The organism is Citrobacter sp. RHBSTW-00599, assembly GCF_013784065.1.
Classification (GTDB): Bacteria; Pseudomonadota; Gammaproteobacteria; order Enterobacterales; family Enterobacteriaceae; genus Citrobacter; species Citrobacter braakii.
This window is the reverse complement of the sequence record NZ_CP056717.1, coordinates 1716285-1738321: the sequence shown is the minus strand read 5'-3', so window position 1 is coordinate 1738321 and position 22037 is coordinate 1716285. Positions and strand designations below refer to the sequence as shown.

The 22037-nt window shown below is 53.4% G+C and carries 18 protein-coding genes and 1 pseudogene; 3 read left to right on the top strand and 16 right to left on the bottom strand.

Translation table 11 applies throughout. The annotated features are described in order from the left end of the window. Positions 1–31 precede the first annotated feature (31 nt). From ccmB to napF, 9 genes are read right to left on the bottom strand one after another with little or no spacing between them, the layout of a single operon-like run. Positions 32–691, bottom strand: a complete 660-nt coding sequence (gene ccmB / locus HV243_RS08330; RefSeq protein ID WP_003027542.1) for a heme exporter protein CcmB — start codon at positions 689–691, stop codon at positions 32–34. Beyond that, positions 688–1308, bottom strand: a complete 621-nt coding sequence (ccmA, locus tag HV243_RS08325; protein WP_016153771.1) for a cytochrome c biogenesis heme-transporting ATPase CcmA — start codon at positions 1306–1308, stop codon at positions 688–690. Before ccmA ends, ccmB begins: the two co-directional genes overlap by 4 nt. Positions 1309–1328: 20 nt before the next feature. Next, complete coding sequence (napC, locus tag HV243_RS08320; protein WP_003027548.1) at positions 1329–1931, bottom strand: cytochrome c-type protein NapC; 603 nt, start codon at positions 1929–1931, stop codon at positions 1329–1331. A gap of 9 nt (positions 1932–1940) precedes the next feature. Then, positions 1941–2390 (bottom strand): nitrate reductase cytochrome c-type subunit, encoded by a 450-nt coding sequence (gene napB / locus HV243_RS08315; protein ID WP_016153772.1) that lies wholly within the window; start codon positions 2388–2390, stop codon positions 1941–1943. After that, positions 2387–3250, bottom strand: a complete 864-nt coding sequence (gene napH / locus HV243_RS08310; protein ID WP_016153773.1) for a quinol dehydrogenase ferredoxin subunit NapH — start codon at positions 3248–3250, stop codon at positions 2387–2389. The genes napB and napH overlap by 4 nt, the downstream gene beginning before the upstream one ends. After that, positions 3237–3932 carry a ferredoxin-type protein NapG gene (gene napG / locus HV243_RS08305; RefSeq protein ID WP_016153774.1) on the bottom strand — a complete coding sequence of 232 codons (696 nt, stop codon included), beginning with the start codon at positions 3930–3932 and terminating at the stop codon, positions 3237–3239. Before napG ends, napH begins: the two co-directional genes overlap by 14 nt. Before the next feature lie 6 nt (positions 3933–3938). Continuing rightward, complete coding sequence (napA, locus tag HV243_RS08300; RefSeq protein ID WP_016153775.1) at positions 3939–6425, bottom strand: nitrate reductase catalytic subunit NapA; 2487 nt, start codon at positions 6423–6425, stop codon at positions 3939–3941. After that, the gene (napD, locus tag HV243_RS08295; protein ID WP_016153776.1) at positions 6422–6685 is read right to left on the bottom strand and encodes a chaperone NapD; all 264 of its coding nucleotides are present in this window, start codon (positions 6683–6685) and stop codon (positions 6422–6424) included. Before napD ends, napA begins: the two co-directional genes overlap by 4 nt. After that, positions 6675–7166, bottom strand: a complete 492-nt coding sequence (gene napF, locus HV243_RS08290) for a ferredoxin-type protein NapF (RefSeq protein WP_016157008.1) — start codon at positions 7164–7166, stop codon at positions 6675–6677. The genes napD and napF overlap by 11 nt, the downstream gene beginning before the upstream one ends. 413 nt (positions 7167–7579) lie before the next feature. Here napF and eco point away from each other — a divergent pair, with 413 nt between their 5' ends. After that, positions 7580–8077: a serine protease inhibitor ecotin gene (eco, locus tag HV243_RS08285; protein WP_029139607.1), complete on the top strand. Its 498-nt coding sequence runs from the start codon at positions 7580–7582 to the stop codon at positions 8075–8077. Between the two features lie 48 nt (positions 8078–8125). Here the strand turns inward: eco and mqo are convergent, their stop codons facing one another. Continuing rightward, the gene (mqo, locus tag HV243_RS08280; protein ID WP_016153779.1) at positions 8126–9787 is read right to left on the bottom strand and encodes a malate dehydrogenase (quinone); all 1662 of its coding nucleotides are present in this window, start codon (positions 9785–9787) and stop codon (positions 8126–8128) included. Positions 9788–10064: 277 nt separating this feature from the next. Here mqo and HV243_RS08275 point away from each other — a divergent pair, with 277 nt between their 5' ends. Beyond that, entirely contained in the window at positions 10065–11312 is a 1248-nt protein-coding gene (locus tag HV243_RS08275; RefSeq protein WP_053389545.1) for a SulP family inorganic anion transporter, read from the top strand. Here the strand turns inward: HV243_RS08275 and mgtE are convergent. From mgtE to HV243_RS08245, 6 genes and pseudogenes are all read right to left on the bottom strand, one after another. After that, positions 11275–12711, bottom strand: a complete 1437-nt coding sequence (gene mgtE / locus HV243_RS08270; protein ID WP_016153782.1) for a magnesium transporter — start codon at positions 12709–12711, stop codon at positions 11275–11277. The genes HV243_RS08275 and mgtE overlap by 38 nt on opposite strands. A gap of 105 nt (positions 12712–12816) precedes the next feature. Then, positions 12817–14460 (bottom strand): multidrug ABC transporter permease/ATP-binding protein, encoded by a 1644-nt coding sequence (locus HV243_RS08265; RefSeq protein ID WP_016157011.1) that lies wholly within the window; start codon positions 14458–14460, stop codon positions 12817–12819. A 35-nt stretch (positions 14461–14495) separates the two neighbouring features. Next, positions 14496–15186 (bottom strand): annotated as a pseudogene (alkB, locus tag HV243_RS08260) (DNA oxidative demethylase AlkB). Further along, positions 15186–16250, bottom strand: coding sequence for a bifunctional DNA-binding transcriptional regulator/O6-methylguanine-DNA methyltransferase Ada (gene ada / locus HV243_RS08255; protein WP_053389547.1), 1065 nt, complete (start codon positions 16248–16250; stop codon positions 15186–15188). Before ada ends, alkB begins: the two are co-directional and overlap by 1 nt. 79 nt (positions 16251–16329) lie before the next feature. Beyond that, positions 16330–17382 (bottom strand): FAD:protein FMN transferase ApbE, encoded by a 1053-nt coding sequence (gene apbE / locus HV243_RS08250; RefSeq protein ID WP_016153786.1) that lies wholly within the window; start codon positions 17380–17382, stop codon positions 16330–16332. A 115-nt stretch (positions 17383–17497) separates the two neighbouring features. Then, positions 17498–18622: a porin OmpC gene (locus HV243_RS08245; protein ID WP_016157015.1), complete on the bottom strand. Its 1125-nt coding sequence runs from the start codon at positions 18620–18622 to the stop codon at positions 17498–17500. Positions 18623–19360: 738 nt separating this feature from the next. On the opposite strand from HV243_RS08245, the gene rcsD reads away from it, so the two are divergent. Then, positions 19361–22030, top strand: coding sequence for a phosphotransferase RcsD (gene rcsD, locus HV243_RS08240; protein ID WP_016157016.1), 2670 nt, complete (start codon positions 19361–19363; stop codon positions 22028–22030). Positions 22031–22037: the final 7 nt, after the last annotated feature.

The window sequence follows — 22037 nt, the reverse complement described above, 5'->3', positions numbered from 1 at the left end:
CACCTTGCCCGGCCTGCATATCTCAACTGCGCTACTGCACGCTTATCCGTAACGCCGCAGCTGTGGCAAACGGGCTTAGCGTGGCGCTGCCGACCAGCAACGCACCCAGAATCGCCATGTACCCTTCAACCGGTAAGTGCATGGAAGCCGCATCCATCGCCGCGGTCGCAAAAATCAGTAAGGGTATGGTGAGCGGGAGTACCAGCACGCTTAACAGTACGCCGCCGCGCTTTAAGCCCACCGTCAACCCCACGCCCGGCGCGCCGAGGAAGCCCAGCGTCGGCGTCCCGAGTAACAAGGTCAGCGCCATAATTTTCCAGCCGTACATATCCATGCCCAGCAGCAACGCCACCAGCGGCGAGAGGATCAGCAGCGGCAGGCCGGTTACGACCCAGTGCGCCATCACTTTCGCCAGCACCACTGCCGGCAGCGGCAACGGCAGCAGCATCAGTTGCTCAAGGCTGCCGTCCTGCAGATCATCACGAAACAGGCGCTCCAGCGCCAGCAACGACGCCAGCAGCGCCGCAACCCAGATGATGCCCGGTGCAATACGTGCCAGCAGTTGCGGCTCCGGCCCAATGCTCAGCGGGAACAGCGTAATAACAATCAGGAAGAACCATAAAGGATTGGCGATTTCCGCACTATGACGAAACGCAACTCGTAGTTCTAAACGGAAGATTCGCCACATCATTGCGTTGCCCTCTCGCTGGTCAGCGCAATACGTCGCACTTTATCGGTCTCGACATTGAGCGGTTGGTGGGTGGTGAGAATAACAATACCGCCCTGCTCCGTATGCTGCGCCATACGCTGAGTCAGTCGCTCAACGCCGTTCACATCAATGGCGGTAAAGGGTTCGTCGAGGATCCACAGCCGGGCGCGGGTCAGCCACAAACGGGCCAGCGCCACGCGCCGCTGTTGTCCGGCGGAGAGTTGATTCACCGGGATGTCTTCATATCCGGCAAGCCCCGCCTGCGCCAGCGCAGCCAGACACTGTGCGACGTCGCCGTCATGGTGGAAGAAACGCAGGTTTTCCAACGCCGAAAGCCGGGTTTTTATCCCCGGCTGATGTCCGATCCACAGCAGTTGTTGATGGTAGCTGTCCCGCACGTGATGCAGCGGTTGCTCTTGCCAGCAAACCTCCCCTGCGTCGGGACGCGCCAGCCCGGTAAGTAACCGCAGCAAAGTGGTTTTCCCTGCGCCGTTGCTGCCGGTAATTTGTACCCATTCCCCTGCGTTGACGCGAAATGACAAATCGCTGAACAGTATTCTGTCATCCCGCTCGCAAAGTAATTCTCTGGCTTCAAGCATACCTGGTTATCTACATCCTGTTAAAATCCCGGTTTGACTTCGCGCATATCAGGCAGTTTGTGCGCTATCCCTTTATGACAGTCAATACAGGTTTGCCCGTCTTTCACGGCCTGGTCGTGCATTTTGGCCGCAACGCCTTTCTGGGCGGTTAAATCCATAAACTCGAAGTTGTGACAGTTTCGACACTCTTGCGAATTGTTATCTTTCATACGCCGCCACTCATTTTGCGCCATCGTTAAACGATGGTCTTCAAATTTCTGCGGTGTATCTATCAGCCCCAGTGCTTTCGCGTACAGCTCTTTACTGGCCTTGATCTTACGAATCATTTTCGGACCCCACTCATGTGGGACGTGGCAATCAGGGCAAGTCGCTCGCACACCACTACGGTTGTTGTAGTGTACGGTTTCCATGTATTCCTGGTACACCGTATTGCGCATTTCGTGACAGCTAATGCAGAACTCTTCTGTATTGGCCTTTTCCATACCGGTATTAAAGCCGCCCCAGAAAATAATGCCGCCCACAAAGCCGATTAACAACAGCGTGCCGAGCGCCAGACGGCTGGGGCGACGCCACCATTGCCAGACGCGCTTAATCCAGCCTGGTTTACGGTTAGAATTTTCCATAATGACCTCTTATTTCCCGTAACCTTTCGAGGGGGTGAAGGTATTTTCAACAATCGGCGCGGCGTCAGCCTGCGGCACGTGACATTGCAGGCAGAAATAACGACGCGGCGCGACTTCAGCCAATACCTTACCGTCGCTGTCCATAAAGTGCGTCGGACTGATACGTGGCGCACCGGTGGTGCGATAGCTTTCCACACCGTGACATTGCAGGCAGCGGTTAGTGTTAGTCGTCACCTGATACCCTTCAACGCTGTGCGGAACCATCGGCGGCTGATTCACATAGTTCAGCGGCATACGCACTTGCTCTTTCGGCATGCGAATCGCCCCTTCTTGTGTTCCTGAGACTTCCGGTGACTGGCTCAGATCCACTCCGTTTGCAGCCCAAACGGCCCCACTGACTACCAGGGCCAGCGCAGCCGTCCATTGACTCAGCGCTTTAATCAGGTCATGGCTTTTCATGATTTCGCTCCCGAACTCCATCGTGTTGTTATTGTAAAAACATCCTCAGAACAGACATCCACACAGCGACCGCAGGCCATGCAATCGCGGCTGGTTACCTGCACCGGACTTTGCTCATCCAGCACCGGCGCACGTAGCACATGCGGTTCCGGGCAAACATGAAAACAATCCATACAGCGGTTACATCTGTTACGTTCTTTTGCCGAAACGGTTAATGCACCTTTACTCCCCACCACGCTATACAGCGCACCCAGTGGGCAAAGATGCCCGCACCAGCCATGCTCAACGACCAGTAGATCAAATAAAAACAGCGCGAGGATCAGCAGCGCCCCGCTGCCAAATCCCATGACCAGACTCCGTCCGAGCAGGGAGACTGGGTTTATCCACTCCCACAGCAGCGTACCGGTCACGGCGGAACCGACCAGGATAACCACCAGCAGGACGTACCGTATATGGCGCGGCAGGGTTGCAGACTGATTCAGGTCAAACCTTCTGCGCAACCAGCTGGCTAAATCGGTGACAGGGTTCATGGGACAAACCCAACTGCAAAACAGTCGCTTACCCGCCAGGGCATACAGCACCGTGATGATGACCGCCCCCGTTAACGCAACCGTCGCCGGCAGGTGTCCGCTGGCCAGGCTTTGCAGGGTAATCAGCGGATCGGTGAACGGGATGGAGTCCAGCAACAGGCTGCTACTGTAATTGCCATGCAGGATCCAGACGCCAAGCCACGGGCCGCTAAGGAACATCGCCAGTATCAGAAACTGGCTCAGACGACGCAGCACCAGCCAGCGATGACTCTTCCACCATCCTTTTTTTGCCTGCGCTTCACGCCCGGCGTCACGTTTACGATTTGCCATTGTTCCCCTCCAGCCAACCGAAGCGGTAATGGTGTCCTAACTCCCCTTTCGCCAGCGACAGGGGCAGCACTTTTATTGCTGGCTGCTCCAGGACGCACACTTTTTCGCATTTCCCGCAGCCGGTACAGGCGTCGCTGTGTACGGTCGGAATAAACCGCGCATGCTTGCCGGTACGCATGTTGCGGTCCAGCTCCAGGGTGATAGCCTCATCGATTTTCGGGCATTCGCGATAGCAAACGTCGCAGCGTAATCCCTGATAGTTGAGGCAGTTTTCGTGATCCAGCAGTACCGCCAGCCCCATGCGTGAATCGTCAATAGATTCAATGTCCCTGTCCAACGCACCGCTGGGGCAAACTTTGGCGCACGGAATGTCTTCACACATTTCGCAGGGAATATCACGCGCGACAAAATACGGCGTACCAGCAGCCAGCCCTGAGGCAAGCGTCGCCAGCTTCAGCGTGTCATACGGGCAGGCCTGAACGCACTGACCACAGCGCACGCAGGCACTGGCGAATGCCTCCTCACTCAGTGCGCCTGGCGGGCGTAGCCGCACGCCGGTTGCACGTGCGGTTTGCTGTTGCAACCCCAGCGCCACGCCAACGACGGCCAGTCCGCCCGCTGCGCGAACCATATCGCGCAGAAAGCGGCGGCGGCCATTTTGGGGTTTTGCTGACCGGGACATAACGCGTTACACCTTCGCCAGTTTCACAGCGCACTTCTTGAAATCCGTCTCTTTGGAGAGCGGATCCGTCGCATCCAGCGTCAGGTTGTTCACCAGCTGTGCGGCGTCGAAGAACGGCATGTAGACCAGCCCCTGCGGTGGACGGTTACGCCCGCGCGTTTCAACTATCGAGATAACTTCACCACGACGGGAAACCACTTTGACTTTGTCGCCACGGCGCAGATCGCGTGCTTTTGCATCCAGCGGATGGATAAACAGCACAGCTTCCGGGAAAGCACGGTGCAGCTCAGGTACGCGACGCGTCATGCTGCCGGTATGCCAGTGCTCCAGCACACGTCCGGTAGACAGCCACAGGTCGTACTCTTTATCCGGCGCTTCTGCGGCAGGTTCAAATGGCAGCGCGAAGATGACCGCTTTGCCGTCCGGCTTACCGTAGAACTTGTAGCTTTCACCCGCTTTCACGTAAGGGTCGTTGCCTTCGCTGTAGCGCCACTGGGTCTCTTTGCCCTCAACGACCGGCCAGCGTAAACCGCGCGCTTTGTGGTAATCGTCAAATGGCGCAAGGTCATGCCCGTGACCGCGGCCAAACCAGGCGTACTCTTCGAACAGTCCTTTTTGCAGATAGAAGCCCAGCTCGCGGGATTCATCGTTCAGCTGATCTTCAGCCAGTTCAGCCACCGGGAATTTCGTCACTGCAGGCGTGGCAAACAGTACGTCATACAGCGTTTTTCCGCGCAGTTCCGGTTTCTGTGCCAACAGCGCTTCCGGCCACACTTCTTCTGTTTTGAAGCGACGAGAGAACTGCACCAGTTGCCACAGATCCGATTTCGATTCACCCGGCGCTTTAATCTGCTGACGCCAGAACTGTGTACGGCGTTCCGCGTTACCGTAAGCACCTTCTTTCTCTACCCACATCGCGGTCGGCAGGATCAGGTCGGCCGACAGAGCGCTGACCGTCGGGTACGGATCGGAGACGATGATGAAGTTGCGCGGATCGCGCCAGCCCGGCATACGCTCTTCGTTGATGTTCGGACCGGCCTGCATGTTGTTGGTACACATCGCCCAGTAGACATTGAGCTTGCCATCTTTCAGCGCACGGTCTTGCGCCACGGCATGCAGACCGATTTTTGCCGGAATGGTCCCCGCCGGAATATTCCAGTGCTTCTCGCAGATATCGCGGTGTTTTTCGTTCGTAACCACCATGTCCGCAGGCAGACGATGGGAGAACGTACCGACTTCACGCGCGGTACCGCAGGCGGAAGGCTGACCGGTCAAAGAGAACGGACCGCAGCCTGGCTGGGAGATTTTACCGGTCAACAGGTGCAGGTTATAGACCAGGTTGTTGGCCCACACGCCGCGGGTATGCTGGTTGAAGCCCATCGTCCAGTAGGAGATGACTTTTTTCTTCGGATCGGCATACAGCTGCGCCAGCTGTTCCAGCTGATCTTTCGGTACGCCGGTCATTTCGGCGGTTTTATCCAGCGTGTACTCGGCAACAAAGGCTTTGTAGTCCTCAAAGCTCATCGGCTCAGAGGCATCGGATCCCGGGTTTTTCGCCGCTTTTTCCAGCGGATGGGTTGGACGCAGACCGTAGCCGATGTCCGTCACGCCTTTACGCAGATTAACGTGCTTGCTAAAGAAATCCTGGTTGATCGCATTGTTTTGAATGATGTAGTTAGCGATGTAGTTGAGGATCACCAGATCGGTTTGCGGCGTAAAGACCATGCCGTTATCCGCCAGCTCAAAGCTGCGGTGCTGGAAGGTGGAGAGCACTGCGACATTAACATTGGGATCGGACAGACGACGGTTGGTGATGCGCGACCACAGGATCGGGTGCATCTCCGCCATATTCGCGCCCCACAGGACGAAAGCATCTGCATGCTCGATATCGTCATAGCAGCCCATCGGTTCATCCATACCGAAGGTACGCATAAAGCCGACTACCGCTGACGCCATGCAGTGACGCGCGTTCGGGTCGATGTTATTCGAACGGAAACCCGCTTTAAACAATTTGGCAGCGGCATAACCTTCCCAAATCGTCCACTGACCCGAGCCGAACATACCGATAGACTCCGGGCCTTTCTCTTTCAGGGACGTTTTGAATTTCTCTTCCATCACGTCAAAGGCCTGATCCCAGCTAATCGGGGTGAACTCGCCTTCTTTGTGATACTTACCGTCCTTCATGCGCAGCATCGGCTGCGTTAAACGGTCTTTTCCGTACATGATTTTCGGCAGGAAGTAACCTTTGATGCAGTTAAGCCCACGGTTAACCGGCGCATCCGGATCGCCCTGGCATGCCACAACACGCCCTTGCTGCGTCCCGACCAATACGCCACAGCCCGTCCCGCAAAAACGGCACGGGGCTTTGTCCCATTTGATGGCTTCTTGCTGACCGACTACCGCACGGGCTACGCCCGGCACGCTTAACCCGGCAGCCGCCGCAGCGGCCGCAACGGCGTTAGCTTTCATAAAGCTACGACGACTGAGTTTCATGGTGTTTCCTCACCTTGCTCATCCTGCTGGTGATAAACCAGCGACACCGCCAGCACGCCCGCAACGTTGCGCACTGACTCAATAGTTTTCATTAACGTTTCGCTGTGCTCAGCTTCCACCACCACGATCAGTTGACCGCTTTCCACATCGCTGAGTGCAACTTCGCAACCTGGGAATGAACGCAACTGCGTGGCGATATCATTGATATGCTGACTTTTGGCCTGAACGACCAGGCTGCAGACCTGCCAGTTATTGTCCATGGTTGTACTCCGCGTTAATGGCTGATACCGGGCAGATAGCGACACATGCGCCACATCCGTTACAGTCCTGATTGTCGAGCTGCGGCTGATAAATGCCGGACAGCGTGGGACGAAAGGTTATAGCCATGGGTTCACAGCTATCCTGACAGCGATGGCATTCAACGGACTGATGTGCGAGACAGTTTTCCCCAATCGTAAAATTCAGATCCCATGCCCTGGTGTGGCGCGGAAGAAAAAGGGATTCAGAACAGGCCTCTGCGCAGGCATAGCAAAAGCTACACTCGCCGTGTTTGAAATTTACGCTAGGGTAACCGCCCTGGCCTCGCTGCAGGATGTCGGTTTCACACGCCTGGATGCAGGCGTCACAACGAAGGCAATGGGCCAGAAAGTGAGAGTCTTCCTTGCTCCAGGGCGGACGGATCCCTGAGTTGGCGTTTCGCCAACTGCCTGTCAACATGCCTCGACGGGATAAATCAACCATGACATTGTCCTTCCATAATGACGCCCTTCCCTGGCGGGTTGAACGACATAAAAAACTGCACTATTTATGAGTAGTTATTTTTAGTCGTAAGATATTTCAGGATGTGTTAGAGGTGCATACCCCAATCGGGGTAAATGCTGTTGCCGGATCAAAGGAGTGTTGAGTTGGCGGGAAAAAATGCGCTTTTGCTCACATTTCAATGAGTTATATAAAACCGTATATAACGAACCACTCAAAAAGAGAATGATTTTATAATTAAGATTATTCTTAGAATATATCGCTAGTCTGAAAGCAGACATATACCAAATACACTTAAAATATAAGTAAATCCAGCTTAATCGATTATGTAAATATGTTAACCTGCCCCAGACTCGTTCATAAGACAGAAGAAAGGAAACACTGTGAACAATAAGATGAAAACAATTGTCCCTGCCGTACTTTTCGCCGCCTTTGCCAGCGCCTCTGCATGGGCTGCCAGTAACGATGCCGGCGCTCAGCCGCTGGAAAAAGTCGCCCCTTATCCTAAGGCGGAAAAGGGTATGAAGCGCCAGGTTATCCAGCTTACTCCTGAGAAAGATGAATCTACTCTGAAAGTAGAACTGCTAATCGGACAAACGCTGGAAGTTGACTGCAACCAACACCGCCTGGGCGGAGAACTGGACAGCAAAACGCTGGAAGGTTGGGGATATGACTACTATGTCTTCGACAAAGTGACGTCTCCGGTTTCAACCATGATGGCCTGCCCGGACGGTAAGAAAGAGAAGAAATTTATTACCGCGTATCTGGGTGATGACGGCATGCTGCGCTACAACAGCAAGTTACCGATTGTGGTCTATACGCCGGAGAACGTGGAAGTGAAATACCGTATCTGGAAAGCGGAAGAGAAGATTCAGGACGCAGTCGCGCGATAAGTAAGAATGTGCCGGAGGGCGGCGTACCGCCTTATCCGGCATTTTATTTTACAGTGCGATATCCGCTACAGCTTTCTGCTCAGGCTGCGGTTGCGCCTGAGGTTTCAGCTGAGGTTTCGGCGCTTCATCAGCAGCCTGCGGCTTGTCATATTTCAGCCCCAGAACGTCACTGGTGTATTGCAGCTCTTGTTCCGTAGCCTCAACGTTACCGTTCAGCTTGGTACCATAAGACGGAATAATGGTTTTCAGTTTCGCCTGCCATTCAGGGCTGGCCACTTTATCTTTAAACACTTTTTCCATCAGATGCAGCATAATCGGCGCCGCGGTTGATGCACCCGGAGAAGCGCCCAGCAGCGCGGCAATGGTGCCCTCTTTATCGCTGACGACTTCGGTACCCAGACGCAACACACCGCCCTTCTCCGCATCACTTTTAATGATCTGCACACGCTGGCCCGCCTGCCATAAACGCCAGTCTTCTTTTTTCGCCTGCGGATAGTACTCTTGCAGCGCGGCAAAACGGTCGTCATCGCTGAGCATCACCTGGCTTACCAGATATTTCACCAGATCGAAGTTATCCAGACCCACGTTGACCATCGGCATAAAGTTCGAGGTGGTGGTCGAGCTGAGCAGATCCCACAATGAACCGTTTTTCAGGAACTTGGTGGAGAATGTCGCGAATGGCCCAAACAGTACGACGCGTTTGCCATCAAGGATACGGGTATCGATGTGCGGCACGGACATCGGCGGCGCGCCAACGGAGGCCTGACCGTACACTTTCGCCAGGTGGCGATTCACCACGTCCGGATTATCCGCAACCAGGAACTGCCCGCCAACCGGGAATCCGGCATAACCTTTCGCTTCCGGAATGTCGGTTTCCTGCAACAGCTTCAGCGCAGCGCCACCGGCACCGATAAAGACAAACTTCGCCTTGATATCGTGTTCCGCTTCGTTATTTTTCAGATCGGCGACCGTGACGGTCCAGCTATTGTCGGCATTGCGTTTAAAGCCACGCACTTCGGTACTCAGTTGCAGCGCAAAGTTGGGCTTTTTCTGCAACGAGGCAATCAGCTGGCGCGTGATTTCGCCGTAGTTTACGTCAGTACCAATCTCGGTACGCGTTGCCGCGACTTTCTGCTTCGGATCGCGGCCTTCCATGACCAGCGGCGCCCACTCTTTAATCTGCGCGTGATCTTCGGAATAACGCATGCCACGGAATAACGTGCTCTGCTGCAGTGCGGTGTAACGGGCACGCAGGAAGTTCACGTTCTCGTCACCCCAGACAAAACTCATGTGCGGAACGGTGGTGATAAATGAGCGTGGTTCATGCATTACGCCATTATTGACCTGATAGGCCCAAAACTGGCGGGAGATCTGGAAGGCTTCGTTGATTTCGACTGCCTTTTCAATGCTGATGCTACCGTCGGCCTTTTTAGGCGTGTAGTTCAGCTCCATCAGTGCGGAGTGGCCTGTTCCGGCGTTATTCCAGCCGTTTGAGCTTTCCTGCGCTACACCATCCAGTCGCTCAACCATGGTCATTGACCATTGCGGTTCCAGCTCCTGTAAATAGGTTCCCAGCGTGGCGCTCATGATGCCGCCGCCAATCAACAGTACATCCGTTTCCTGCTCTTCCGCCGCTTTCGCTTTTGCCGCCATCGAGACAACATTCAGCCCAACGGCCATGGTGAAGAGCATGGCAGTCACTTTTTTCATAATGTTAATGCCTTACTTTTAGTATCGCTTTTTGCTTTTAATACAGGTGAAAATCGAGCGGTATCAACGGTAACACTTAAGTAAAAATATTTAAATATTGTTTATAAATTATATTTAATTTTTAAAAATGTTATTAATACGTTGATAATTTATACGGTTATTGACAATCATTTCTGGAAACCGATCCGTCAGACAGGTACTATGCTGCGCTTTGCTATTCACCGCACGGATGCCTGTCGGTCTGCTGTATCGGGCCATTTTTGACCTAAGAGTAACGATGTCTGCAACTCAACCCACCTCTGTCGCAGTAGCGGAGCACGCGACGCGCGCAGTGCTGCGCCAACCCCGTTTACTGGTTCGCGAAACGCTGGCCGGTGTGGTAACCGCCCTGGCGCTGATCCCGGAAGTGATCTCTTTTTCCGTTATCGCCGGCGTCGATCCTAAAGTCAGCCTGATAGCCTCAGTCGTACTGTGCCTGGCAATGTCATTTTTAGGTGGCCGTCCGGCAATGGTTACCGCAGCGGCAGGATCGGTCGCGCTGGTGATTGGCCCGATGGTGCATCAACACGGCGTCCAGTACATCCTGCCTGCGGTGGTGCTGGCCGGGATTATTCAGATCATGTTTGGCGTATTGGGGATGGCGCGTCTGATGCGATTCATTCCTACAGCCGTCATGACCGGTTTTGTGAACGCGCTGGGTATTTTGATTTTCTTTGCCCAGGTCCCGCATTTCTGGGGAAAAAGCCCGCTAATCTGGGGGCTGTTTGTCCTGACCCTGCTGATTGTGCTGTGGGTTCCGCGGTTTATTAAAGCGATCCCCGCGCCGCTTATCGCCATCGTGCTGCTGACGGTGTTCACTGTCACCAGCGGACAACTATTACCGACCGTCGGTGACGAAGGTTCAATGCGCGGCGGCCTGCCGGGATTCACGCAGTTATTGGTACCGCTCAACCTGCAAACGCTGGCGATTATCTGGCCCTGCGCGCTGAGCATCGCTTTTGTCGGATTAATGGAGTCGTTGTTAACCGCCCGTCTGGTGGATGACCTGACGGTTACGCCGTCGAATAAGAATCGCGAGAGCGCCGGGCTGGGGATAGCCAATATTCTGGCCGGTTTTTATGGCGGAATCGCCGGGTGTGCGATGATTGGTCAAACCATCGTTAACGTCGAGATGGGCAAAGGACGCAGCCGCATCTCGACGGTCGCCGCCGGGCTGGTGCTGTTGTTGCTGGTCACTGGGTTAAGCGAAGTAATGGCGAAAATCCCCATGTCGGTGCTGGCGGGAATTATGGTGATTGTGGCGGTGAAAACCTTCAGTTGGCACAGCATCCAGCCCGCTACGCTGCGGCAACTCCCCGTTACTGAAACGCTGGTGATGCTGATGACCGTCGCGGCAACGGTGTCAACCGGCAACCTGGCGCTTGGCGTGGTTGCCGGGGTGATGACGATGCTCATTCTGCCGCGTATCGTCAGAGGCAAACGTGCGGCTACATCAGAAACAGCGTTGCCAGACCGAGAAAAATAAAGAAACCACCGGTATCGGTGATTGCCGTAATCATGACGCTCGAGCCGACCGCCGGGTCGCGCCCGAGCTTCACCATCGTCATCGGAATAATAACGCCCATCAACGCCGCCATCAGCAAATTGAGCATCATCGCCAGGGTCATCACGCCGCCGAGCGCCATGTCATCGTACAGCCACCAGGTAATGCCGCCCATAATTCCGCCCCACACGAGGCCATTAATCAACGCCACGCCCATTTCGCGCAGGATCAAAAACGTCAGGTTTCCCGGCTGAATATTTTGTAGCGCCAGCGCGCGAACAATCATGGTGATGGTTTGATTCCCGGTGTTGCCGCCGATCCCCGCCACAATCGGCATCAGCGAGGCCAGCGCGACCAGTTGCGAAATTGTATGTTCAAAGCCGTCGATCACTCGCGAAGCGATAAAGGCGGTACAAAGGTTAACGGCCAACCACGCCCAGCGGGTTTTTACCGCTTTCGTGACGGGGGCAAACACATCCTCTCCGGCGCTTAAGCCGCCCATTCGACGCAGATCGGTATCGGTTTCTTCATAGACCACATCGACGATCTCATCGATGGTTAAACGGCCCATCAGTTTACCTGAAGAGTCAACGACCGCGGCACTGACCAGGTCGTCACGTTCAAAGGTTCGCGCGGCGTGTTCGGCGATATCTTCCGGAGAAAAGGTGAGCGGATCATCTTCCATCACCTCGCTGACTTTTCGCTGCACGTCATTGAGCAGAATACAGGTGAGCGTCAGTTCCCCGACCAGCACTTTATTGCGGTCGGTCACGAAGAGTTTATCGGTGTTCTCCGGCATTTTTCCCAGCCGCCGCAGGTAGCGTTGCACCACTTCCAGCGTCACGTCCGGACGCACGGTGATAACTTCGAACTCCATAATCGCACCGACGCGATTCTTCTCGTAGTGCAGCACCTGGCGGACGCGCGCCCGCTCCTCGGCCGGTAACGTCGCCAGCAGTCGACCCGTGAGGTTACGAGGGAGGTGCTGAACCAGATAAATCTGTTCGTCGATATCAAGGTATTGCAACGCATCCAGCAGCTCACGGTCGCTCATCTCATCGATCAGGTCGTCCCAGACGTTTTCTGACGCCTCAAGCAGGACGTTACCGCGCTTTTCACTTTCGACCAGCCGCCACAGGGCGTGACGCTCTTCAGAAGGTAATGCTTCGAGGGTATCCGCCAGATCGGGCGGCGGCAGGTGGGCGACCAGCGCCCCTACCTCAGCAATATCGTCGGCTAACGTGCCGACGTCATATTGCTCAGCCAGGGTAAGCTTGCCCAATAGCGTTGAAACAACGGCTTTATCAGTGGTCAGCAGCCAGATAAGACGCGCACGCTCTTCATCACGCAGTCTGGCGCTGTTTTTGTTTGTTACAGGCATTAATCATAAATCCATGATATGAAATATCATTAATCATGATGCCGATTTATGTAAATAACAATAAACAGTGCCGCCGGGTGGATAAAAAACCGGCGGCATGTGGGATCACGCAGTGCGAGCCACCGCGTCACGCGAGGCGGCATCACGCTCATCGCCCAGCAGTTCACTCAACTGTCCGTTACGCATTTCCAGCAGACGATCGGCGTGAATAAAATAGTGATCGTCATGGCTAATGGCGAAGATAGTTTTACCCATTTCTTGCATCAGCGGTAACAGGACCTGATAGAACTCACGACGGAAATGGGGATCCTGATCGGCAGCCCATTCATCCAGCAGAATGATGTCGCGCTCCTCCGCCAGAGCCAGCAGCAGCGCCACGCGTTTCTTCTGCCCTTTCGACAGCTTCAGATTGAGGATGCGGCCATCGTTCATCTCCAGCTTGTGACCCATCTTAAGATGTTCCAGCCACTTCGCTACCAGCTGCGGATTGGCTTCTTTACCTTCCGGCCCCAGCAATTTGTCGAACAGCCAGACGTCGGTAAACACGGCGGAAAACAGCTTGCGATAATCTTCCGGCTTTTCAACGGCCACGGCCTTACCATCAAGCAAAATTTCACCTGACTGCGGCTGGTATAGCCCGGTCAGTAACATCGCCAGCGTAGATTTCCCGCTGCCGTTGCCGCCAATCAGGAAGATCAGTTCACCGCGATGAATCGTCAGATTGACCGGCCCTACGGAAAAGGCATTATCCTGATAGTGGAAAACCACGTTACGCAGTTCCAGCGTTTGCCAGTTTGGAAAAGCGGTTGGGCGCGGGAATTCGGCCTTAAAAGGTGCCAGTGCGAATTTATTCAGCTTGTTGAAAGCCACCTGCGCAGTGAGCAGGGTTGGTAGCGCGCCAACGGCAGAGAGCAGCGGTGTACGCAGGAATAACAGCGTCAGTGAGTAAGTCGCCGCCACGGCGGTATCCGCCCAGCCCAGACTATTTGCCATCCAGAACACCAGACCAATGGCGCCCAGCATCATAATGTTTGACCAGTTGACCGCGCTCAGGTGGAAGGTATCGGCGCGAATAATATGGTGACGGTACTCTTTGGCATCCGGGACGTACATCTGATTAAAGATATGCTCGGCGCGCTCGCGGTTGAGCGTCAGCTCTTTGCGCCCTTCCAGCACTGTCTGATAATCGTTGTACAACTTGTCTTCGGTTTCGCGCAGGGTAGCCATGTGCTTATACACCCGCGCCACCAGCACAAATCCCCCCCAGATGGTGATTGCCATCCAGATAGCCGTCACCAGCAGCATTTTGGTCGACAGCATCGCCAGATACGCCGCCGATCCGATGGTCAGGATAATCCCCTGCACCAGCTCAGGCAGACGAACAAAGGCGATGGTGATGTTGCGAATGTCGCTGGTTAAACCGGCCAGCAACGAGGCGCTGCCAAGCTGTTCAATACGCTCGACGTGGGTATCCAGAATACGTTTGATAAATTCGCTACGCAGGCGGTAGACAAAGTGGTGGCCGAGCGTGGTCAACGCCAGCTGAGAGCCGAGAGTGACAACCATCAATAGCAGCAACAGGCCAAGAAACTCCGGCAGCACCATCAGCGTGGTGTCGACCGTTTCAATCAGACGCTGGTTGATAAACGCAATCAGCCCAATCCCCAACGCAGCGCTGGCGAGGCTGAGCGCCATGACGCTGATAAATGGCCAGCGATACTGCCGCCAGACAAGAAGTAAAAGTTCCATGTGAACAACCCGGACAAGTAATAACAGCCCGCAGTTTAAACATCTCTTCGCTGACAGCAATAATAATTCTTATTTTTATTCTTTTTTACCCGCCTGACGAAACGTCAGATTGTAGCGACAGTCTCCGGTCAACGGATGATACCCCGTCTTAAGCGGCTGGATCCCATGATAAAACAGCCGCGAAGTACCGCCCCACACCACCACATCGCCATGTTCCAGCAGCAAACGCTTTAAGGGATCATTACGGCGCAAGCCGCCAAATTGAAAGATGGCCGGCAATCCTAGCGACACCGAGACAATCGGCGCCCGCAGGTCGGGTTCGTCTTTATCCTGATGTAAGGACAGCTTTGCCCCTGGCGTGTAGCGGTTAATCAGACAGGCATCGGGTTGAAAATCAGCATAGCCCGCCGCCGTCGCTGCCTGTTGGCACAGGTCAGCGAATGCATCCGGCAGCGGCGGCCAGTGCGCGCCGGTTAGCGGATCAAAAGGAGAATAAAGGTAACCATGTTGATCGGTCGTCCAGCCCAGACGACCGCAGTTGGTCATTGCCACCGACATCGTGTAGCCGCCGGGCGTCACCATCTGGCGAAACGGCGACTGTCTGGCGATAGCCGCTATCGCCTGCAGCAGAGACGGTGCGCAGTCAAAAGCGAAGCGTCGCAGAATAACCGCGCCTGACGCCAGCGGCTCCTGCCAGGGTTTCGCATCCGCAAAGAGATCGAGCATTATGTTTCCTCGCCAGTCGTTTCACGTTGCAGTAACTGTGCTTTGCGCGCAATGCCCCACCGGTAGCCAGAAAGCGCGCCATCGCCGCGGATCACCCGGTGACACGGGATGACGATTGCCAGTTTATTCGCCCCACAGGCGCTGGCCACCGCACGCACCGCCTTCGGTTTGCCAATGGCGCTGGCCAGTTGCTGGTAGCTCATCGTTTCGCCGCACGGAATTGCGCGCAACGCCTGCCACACCTGCTGCTGAAATGCGGTTCCCCGGATATCCAGCGGCAGCGATAACGGCGCGTCACGCGCATTGATTGCGGCGATCACTTCGCGCACGCGCTGCTGAAAATCGGCATCTGCTGGCACATCCTGAGCGGCGGGGAACAGCTCATGCAGATCCGCAACCAACGTAGCGTCATCATCACCTAGTAAGATCGCGCAGATACCACGTTCGCTTTCCGCCACCAGACAGCGACCCAGAGTGCAATCTGCCAGGGTATAGCGTACAGAAACGTTGTCACCACCTTTACGAAATTGCTTTGCGGTCATGCCTAACGTCTGATCCGCTTTTCGGTAGTAGCTGCTGCTGTCGGGAAATCCGGCGTTGAGAATTGCCTGCGTTACCGGAACGCCTTTCGCCAGCGCATCGCGCAGACGGCGGGCGCGCCAGGACTGCTGCCACGCTTTAGGGGTCATGCCCGTTGTGGCTTTGAACAGGCGATGTAAGTGATACGGGCTCATCGCCACCTGCTGCGCCAGCTCGTCCAGCGTGAGGGGAGATTCCTGCTCCAGTAACTGGCAGGCGTGGGCTATTTTCTCCAGCCGATGCTGGTGGGCGCTGTCTTTATCCGGCTGACAACGTTTACAGGGACGAAAACCGGCGGCCAGCGCCTGCCGGGCATCGGCAAAGAAACTGACATTTTTGCGCAGCGCATGTTTCGCCCGACAGGACGGACGGCAGAAAATGCCGGTAGTCTGGACGGCGAAAACAAACTGACCGTCAGCGTCGGCGTCACGATCCACAACGGACTGCCAGCGGTCATCATCAGTTATGCGTATACGATTTTTCATTATGGACTCCTTTGTTAAGCATAGCGCTTAGCCTCAGTGTGTCCCCATAGCCGGATACAAAAACCCGCAATCTTGCTTTTTAATTTTTTTCGCTGAGCAGGAAGCTTTTAAACTGCGGCGACATCCAGGTTTTAAACCCCTCGCCCTCTTTTATAATCATATAGACCGCGAGTCCTTCACGACGCACCACCTCTTTGGCCTTTTCCGGGCCGAGAACCATCAATCCGGTATCCCAACCGTCAGCCTCCAGCGCCGTTGGTGCGATTACCGTTACAGACACCAGGTTGTGTTCAATCGGACGACCGGTTTGCGGATCAATAACATGGGAAAGGCGCTTACCATCCAGCTCATAATAGTTACGGTAGCTGCCGGAGGTGCTAATGCCATGCCCGTTAATGTCGACAATCGCCTGCACCGCGTTTTCGCGATCGGTCGGTTTCTGAATCGCGACTCGCCACGAAAGCCCGTCTGCATTCATACCGCGGCTGTTCAATGCTCCACCAACGGATACCAGATAACGGGCGATCCCTTCCTGCTCCATTAATCGTGCCAGATGATCGGCGGCATAACCTTCGCCAACGGTCGAGAGATCCACGTACAGCTCGGGCAAATCTTTTTGCAGGTAGTTCCGATGCGCCTCATTAACAACCTTCAGATGTGAAAGCCCGGTTTGCGCTTTTGCGGCGTCAATTTGCGCCTGCGTAGGAATATGCACCGGTTGCTGATCCGGGCCAAAGCCCCACAGATTGACCAACGGACCCACGGTAATATCCATGGCCCCACCGGTTTTTGCGCCAATGCGTAGCGCCGAAGTCACGATATCGGCCATAGCATCATTAACCGGCCATGGCGACAGGCTTTTCGACAGGTTAAAGCGCATTAACGCAGAATCATTTTTATAGGTAGAGAGAAGCTGATCGTCGGCATCCAGCTGAGCCTGGATCTTCGCCTGCAGTTCCCCGGCGCGTTTGGCATCTACGCCCACCGCACTAACCCGCCAGAAAGTGCCCATGGTTTTACCTTCCAGAACGGTGGCAGGTTGTGTGGTTTGGGCAGGTTTCGGGGCTTCATCGCACCCGACAAAAAAGATCGTCACAGCCAGTAGTGCTGCGCGATAGAAATTCACTTCCATACGTAATTATCCTCATGCGAACGGGCGCAAGAGTACACCAAAAATCGTTGTTTGTACGACGAAAAAACGGCATTAAAAAAGGCCCCGCAGGGCCTTTTAACGACATGAGCGCAGATTAGAACTGGTAAACCAGACCCAGCGCTACGATATCATCGGTAGCAATACCTGCTGCCTGGGTAAACGCATTGTCATCCAGCAGGTTGATTTTGTAATCAACATAGGTAGACATGTTTTTGTTGAAGTAGTAAGTCGCGCCAACATCAACATATTTCACGATATCCTGGTCACCGTAGTTGGTGAAGCCATTGCTGATGTCTTTGCCTTTTGACTGCAGGTAAGCCACGGAAGGACGCAGACCGAAATCGAACTGGTACTGTGCCACAACTTCAAAGTTCTGTGCTTTATCTGCGAAGCCATATGCAGCAGTCCGGTTGCTACCGTTAGAGGTACCGAAACGGGTTGCGTTATAGGACTGGGAGTACTGTGCAGCCAGGTAAACGTTGTTAGCGTCGTATTTCAGACCACCGGTATAAACCGTTGCACGGTCACCGTTACCGTACACGCCAAGAGCATTCTGATCAGCGGTACGTTTAGAGGTAGTGATCGCACCACCGATACCAAAGCCAGAGCCGAGATCGTAAGTCAGAGAGCCGCCGTAACCATCGCCATTCTGGGTCAGCAGGCTACGACCACCTTCGTTTTCACCGCTTACGCTGCCGTTTTTACCCTGGTACTGCAGGGCAAAGTTCAGACCATCAACCAGGCCAAAGAAATCTGTATTACGGTAGGTCGCATAACCGTTACCACGCTGCTGCATGAAGTTGTCCGCACCGTAGGTGTCACCGCCGAATTCTGGCAGGACGTCGGTCCAGGACGTTACATCATAAGTTACACCGTAGTTACGACCGTAGTCGAAAGAACCTGCATCAGCGAATTTCAGGCCTGCGAATGCCACACGCGTCCAGGCGTCGTTGCTGGATTCACTCTGGTTGCCTTGAATCTGGTATTCCCACTGGCCGTAACCGGTCAGTTGGTCGTTAACCTGGGTTTCGCCTTTGAAGCCGATACGCATGTAAGTCTTATCACCATCATCACCTTTGTTATCGGAGAAATAGTGCAGACCGTCGACTTTGCCGTACAGGTCTAATTTGTTGCCGTCTTTGTTATAAATTTCAGCCGCATTTGCTGCGCCTGCTACCAGCAGTGCTGGTACCAGGAGGGACAGTACTTTAACTTTCATGTTATTAACCCTCTGTTATATGCCTTTATTGCTTTTTTATGCCACTGCATACTGATTAAGGTCATTAACCAGTCGGCAACTTCATTCTCCGCAAAAACACAGAATAATCCAACACGAATATGATACTAAAACTTTTAAGGTGTTTCATTTATCGGCATAGGTGTTTCAAAATATTAATAAGAGGGAACTTTTTTAAAATCAAAAAACAGGCAAAATAAGCACAAATAATCAAGAACTATTTTAATTAAATTTAAAATCAATAGGTTACATCAAAAATAGTTATAGCACTGAATGACAAAACAAAATCTTCACTCGCAACTAAAATAGACCCGCTATCATCATTAACTTTATTTATTACCGTCATTCATTCATGAATGTCTGTTTACCCCTATTTCAACCGAATGCTTCGCGTTCGGTTTTTTTTTACCCTTCTTTACACAAAACTTACCGTTCTGTGCTACCGATGCAAAACTATAACAACTATTAACTATCTCATTGCGTCGTATTCAGATATAAATCTGATTAATAATTTCTTGTTATTTAATGCTAAATGTATACATTCCGTACAAATATTTGTACCCGCCTTTATCCACTGTACACCTTTGCATTGTCATAGCTGCAACAGAATGGAGCGTAAAAAATGCGGGCCATCCGGCGTGGTGTAAGTGTGGCAATTCATATATTACCCTTTATACTGCCCCATCATCTTTCGCGTCGTTTAACAGGTCATAAACACGAATGAGTCAGTCTGACACAACGGCTTCTACCCGATTCTCCCTGCTACCGGGAAGTATTACCCGTTTCTTCTTATTACTGATCGTTGTGCTGTTGGTGATGATGGGCGTTATGGTCCAGAGCGCCGTCAACACCTGGTTAAAGGATAAGAGCTATCAGATTGTCGATATCACCCATGCCATTCATAAAAGGGTCGATACCTGGCGATACGTGACCTGGCAAATCTATGACAATATTGCCGCCACGGCCAGTTCACCTGGTGCAGAAGGACTGCAGGAAACGCGTCTGAAACAAGACGTCTATTATCTTGAGAAACCGCGCAGAAAGACCGAGGCGCTGATTTTCGGTTCCCATGACAGTTCTACGCTGGAGATGACCCAACGCATCTCAACCTATCTTGATACGCTGTGGGGCGCGGAAAATGTTCCGTGGTCTATGTATTACCTGAATGGTCAGGACAATAGCCTGATCCTTATCTCAACGTTGCCGCTAAAAGATCTGACTTCCGGTTTTAAAGAGTCGACGATTGGTAATATTGTCGATTCACGGCGCGCGGAAATGTTACAACAGGCCAATGCGCTGGATGAACGTGAAAGCTTCTCTTCACTGCGCCGTCTGGCGTGGCAGAACGGGCATTACTTCACGCTACGCACGACCTTTAATCAGCCTGGACATCTGGCAACGGTTGTCGCCTTTGACCTGCCGATTAATGACTTGATCCCACCCGGCATGCCGCTGGACAGCTTCCATCTGGTTCCAGATGCCACGTCAACAACCGAGCATCTGAATGAAAAAGAGTCGCCTGACAGCGTCAGCATTAATTTCAACAACAGTAAAATTGAGATCTCTTCGGCGCTAAACTCAACGGATATGCGGCTGGTGTGGCAGGTTCCGTTTGGCTCATTGCTGCTCGACACCTTACAAAGCATTCTGCTGCCGCTGTTACTCAACATTGCTTTGTTGGCCCTGGCGCTGTTTGGCTATACCACCTTTCGCCACCTCCCTGCCCGTTCCACCGAAGTGGCACCAAACCTTGCGGCAAATAATGAACTGCGTGTTCTGCGCGCCATCAATGAAGAGATAGTGTCTTTGCTGCCTCTGGGCTTGCTGGTGCACGATCAAGAAGCAAACCGCACGGTTATCAGCAATAAAATTGCCGACCACCTGTTACCGCATTTAAATTTGCAAAACATTACCAGTATGGCGGAGCAGCATCAGGGGGTGATTCAGGCCACCATCAATAATGAGCTGTATGAGATCCGGCTGTTCCGCAGCCAGATCTCATCGAGAACGCAGATCTTTATTATTCGTGACCAGGACCGCGAAGTGCTGGTTAATAAGAAGCTGAAGCAAGCGCAGCGACTGTATGAGAAAAACCAGCAGGCCCGGGCGGCCTTTATGCAGAATATCGGCAGCGCACTGAAAGACCCGGCGAAAACACTTGCCGCTAATGCTGCCGCACTGAATAGCCCGGACAGCCAGAAACTGGCCAATCAGGCAGACGTTCTGGTGCGTATGGTAGATGAAATCCAGTTGGCCAACCTGCTGGAAAGCGACGCCTGGAAAAGTGAATCGACGCTGTTTTCCGTGCAGTCGTTAATTGATGACGTGGTTCCGGAGGTTCTGCCAGCCATTAAACGTAAAGGGCTGCAGCTACTGATTAAAAATCACCTTAGCGCCCATGATGAACGCCGCGGCGACCGCGATGCCCTGCGCCGTATTTTGCTGTTGCTGATCCAATATGCGGTAACCACCACGCAAATTGGCAAAATCACGCTGGAAGTCGACCAGGATGAGTCGGAGACTGAACGCCTGACCTTCCGCATTCTGGATACCGGGCAAGGTGTCACGTTGAATGAAGTTGATAACCTGCACTTCCCGTTCATCAATGACACCCAGGGCGATCGGTATAGCAAGGCCAACCCGCTGACCTTCTGGTTATGCGATCAGCTCGCCCGCAAGCTAGGTGGACACCTGAACATTAAAGCGCGGGAAGAACTTGGAACACGTTATATAGTCCATGTTAAAATGCCGCTGCACGATCAACATGCTGAAAGTGAAGAGCGTTTGTTAGATGACGTCTGCATAATGGTTGATGTCACCTCTAATGACGTACGCAGCATCGTATTACGCCAACTGGAGAACTGGGGAGCAACCTGCATCACGCCTGATGAGCGGTTGAATAGTCAAGAATATGATCTCTTTTTAACAGATAATCCGTCTAATCTTACTGCCTCAGGCCTTCTTTTAAGCGATGATGAGTCTGGCGTGCGGAAAATTGGCCCTGGTCAGCTGCGCGTCAACTTTAATATGAGCAATGCTATGCAGGAAGCTGTCCTCGAGCTGATAGAAGAGCAGCTGGCACAAGAAGAGATCCAGGAACTCCCCCTCGGCGGAGATGAAAACGCCGAACTTCATGCCAGTGGTTACTATGCACTCTTTGTAGACACAGTACCGGATGATGTTAAGAGGTTGTATACTGAGGCAGCAACCAGCGATTTCGCTGCGTTAGCCCAAACGGCCCATCGCCTGAAAGGCGTGTTTGCCATGCTTAATCTGGTACCCGGCAAGCAGTTATGTGAAGCGCTGGAACATCTTATTCAAGAGAAAGATGCTCCAGGTATAGAAAAATACATCAGCGACATTGACGATTACGTCAAGAGCTTGCTGTAGCAAGGTA